Raw genomic sequence first — 2862 nt, forward strand, 5'->3', positions numbered from 1 at the left:
GCACCGGATTTCTCATCGTCTTTTTTCGGTTTTTCAATTGAATTTCAATGACTTGGCATTTATAGACGGGAACTAAATAGATATTATTAACCCGGCACCATTCATTATGGGTGTCAGGCTAATCTCTGCTGATCATTTCCCGGGCATGGGCCAGGGTCTGTTCGGTAATCTCGACGCCACCCAGCATGCGCGCAACCTCTTCAACCCGCTGTTCCTGGTCCAGAGGGACGATTTGTGTTTCAGTGGTCTTGCCGTCAGTGCTTTTGCTGACGCGCAGGTGCTGCTGCGCCTGTGAGGCTACCTGGGGCAGGTGGGTTACGCACAGAACCTGATTGCCTGCACCTAGGCGCTGTAACAGACGGCCCACGGTTTCGGCTACGGCGCCGCCAATGCCCACGTCCACTTCGTCGAAGATCAGGGTGGGAATGCGGCTGCAGTTGGCGGTTGCCACCTGTATGGCCAGGCTGATGCGTGACAGCTCGCCACCCGAAGCCACTTTGGCAAGTGGCGCGAGGGGCTGACCGGGATTGGTGCTTACCATGAAGGTGATCTGATCGGCGCCGTTGGCAGAAAACTGCTCTTCTGGCAGCGGCTGCATCAGCACCGAGAATTTGCCGCCTTTCATGCCCAGTTCCTGCATGCTTCCGGTGATGGCCTTCTCCAGCCTGGCGGCGGCACTGGCGCGGCTTGCCGAGAGTTTTTCCGCGGCGCCCAGTGAAGCCTGTTTCAGATCCCGGGCTTCCTGTTCCAGCTGGGCCAGGGTGATGTCGGCATTGTTCAGGGCATCCTGTTCGCTCTGGAGTTTTTCCAGCAGTTCGGGCAGTTCTTCGCCGCAGATGCGGTGCTTGCGCGCCAGTTCGTGGATGACGCCGAGACGCTGGTCGATCTCCTCCAGCATCTGCGGATTGGCCTCGATCTGGCTGGCATAGTCCTGCAGCAGGCTGAGGGCTTCTTCGACCTGGATTCTTGCGCTGTCCAGCAGCTCGGCCGCAGGCAGCAGTTGCCCGTCCAGGCCGCTCAGCCTTTCCAGCAGTACACAGGCGCGGGCGAGTCCGGCCTGGCTGCCATGCTCGTCATCGAACAGCTGTCCGATCAGCGTGGCGAGATCCTCGCCGAGCTGTTCCGCGTTGGCCAGCTGGCGCTGTTTTGCCGTGAGCTTGTCCAGTTCCCCCGGCTGCAGCTGCAGCTGTTCGAGTTCACCGATCTGGAACTGCAGGAAATCCAGCCGCTGTGCCCTGTCCAGAGACTGGCGCTGCAGTTCCTGCAGCTGTTGTTCCTTGAGGCGGTAGCTCCGGTAGGCCTCGCGCATCCGCAACACCAGCTGCCGGTGGCCGGCATAAGCGTCGAGCAGGCTGCGCTGGGCGTTGGATTTCATCATCAGCTGGTGCTCGTGCTGGCCATGAAGGCTGACCAGCCGGTTGCCCAGCTCGACCAGCAGGGAGGCAGGCACGGGACGGTTGTTGACAAAGGCCCGTGAACGCCCGTGGCGAACCAGCAGGCGGCGAATGATGCATTCATCCTCGCTGTCCAGGGCATTTTCCTGCAGCCACTGTTTCGCTTCCGGCGCATCTTCCAGGTCGAACTCGGCATTGATCTCGGCCTGATCCCGACCGCTGCGGATCATGCCCTTGTCCACCTTGTTGCCCAGTACCAGTCCCAGGGCATCGATGAGAATGGATTTTCCCGCGCCGGTTTCACCTGTCAGAGCGGTCATGCCGGATGCCAGTTCCAGGGACAGCTCGCGCACGATCACCAGATCCCTGACCTGAATGTGCTGCAGCATCAGGCGTGTCCCCCCCAGCCCAGCTTGGCGCGCAGCAAATCGAAATGGTCGTGATTCACCGGGTGGAACAGGCGTATGGGTTTGGGATACTTGCGCACTACCAGCCTGTCGCCTTCGTTCAGTGTCAGGCTGGACTGGCCATCGCAGGTGATGCGCACATGGTTGAAATCGGTGCGACCGCTGGTTTCTATGCAGATCTCGCTGTCGCCGTGGACCACGATGGGGCGGTTGCTTAGGCGGTGCGGACAGATGGGCACCAGTGCGATGGCATCCAGACTGGGTTCGAGCAACGGTCCGCCGCCGGACAGGGCATAGGCGGTGGAGCCGGTCGGTGTGGAGATGATGATGCCGTCCGAACGCTGGGAATCCACGAACTGGCCGTTGATGCGGGTCTCGAATTCGATCATGCGGGCTGTGTTCCACTTGTGCAACACCACGTCGTTCAGGGCAAGCTGGCGCTGCTCCTCACCGATGCGTGCCTCAAGCAGAAAACGCCGGTCTTCGATATAGTCGCCCTGCAGGATGGCGGTGAGCGCCTCGAGCATGCGCTCGGGTGAAATGTCCACCAGAAAACCCAGTCGCCCCAGATTGATGCCCACCAGCGGCGTGTTTTCTTCCGCCATTTCCCGGGCCGCATTCAGAAAGGTGCCGTCGCCGCCGACAACGATGGTCAGGTCACAGACCCGGGCCAGTTCGGCCTTGGACGGCAGATAGTCCTTCTGATCCAGCGCAAGCGCCGCGCTCCTTGCAAGCGAGACATTCAGCCCCATGTCTGCAAGGAAGCGGCGCAGCTTGTCCAGGACAGGAGCCAGGCTGCTGTCGCCCGGTTTGGCAATCAGGCCAATGTGCTGAAATCTTGTTTGGAAATCGGACAAGGTTGTGTGAATGCAAAAACCCAAGAATGTAGCACAAGATAACATTCATCAGAAAAAATGAAAGGGGCAGGGCGGTTGGCGATATAATTACAACTTGGTAAACCACCGCCTGTGGCGGTGAGACACGAAAAGGCTCTGCCGTACCGGCGTGCGAAGTAAGAAAATGGCCTCCTTTGAACCGGCAAGTTCTATAGGAGGCCATTA

Annotated in this window: 2 protein-coding genes; both read right to left on the minus strand. The window is 59.6% G+C overall.

Features of this window, described 5'->3' with window-relative positions; all coding sequences use genetic code 11:
- Window positions 1-118: 118 nt before the first annotated feature.
- A complete protein-coding gene (gene recN / locus ACOCD2_RS15725; protein ID WP_293649522.1) occupies window positions 119-1783 on the minus strand; it encodes a DNA repair protein RecN in 1665 nt (554 codons plus the stop codon).
- Entirely contained in the window at window positions 1783-2658 is an 876-nt protein-coding gene (locus ACOCD2_RS15730; RefSeq protein ID WP_293649524.1) for an NAD(+) kinase, read from the minus strand. Before ACOCD2_RS15730 ends, recN begins: the two co-directional genes overlap by 1 nt.
- Window positions 2659-2862: the final 204 nt, after the last annotated feature.

The sequence above is a fragment of the Thiolapillus sp. genome, from assembly GCF_048562965.1.
GTDB lineage: Bacteria > Pseudomonadota > Gammaproteobacteria > Chromatiales > Chromatiaceae > Thiolapillus > Thiolapillus brandeum_A.

Coding starts and splice junctions, on each gene's coding strand:
- recN (WP_293649522.1), bottom strand. CDS start 1,783: ATGCTGCAGCACATTCAGGTCAGGGATCTGGTGATCGTGCGCGAGCTG.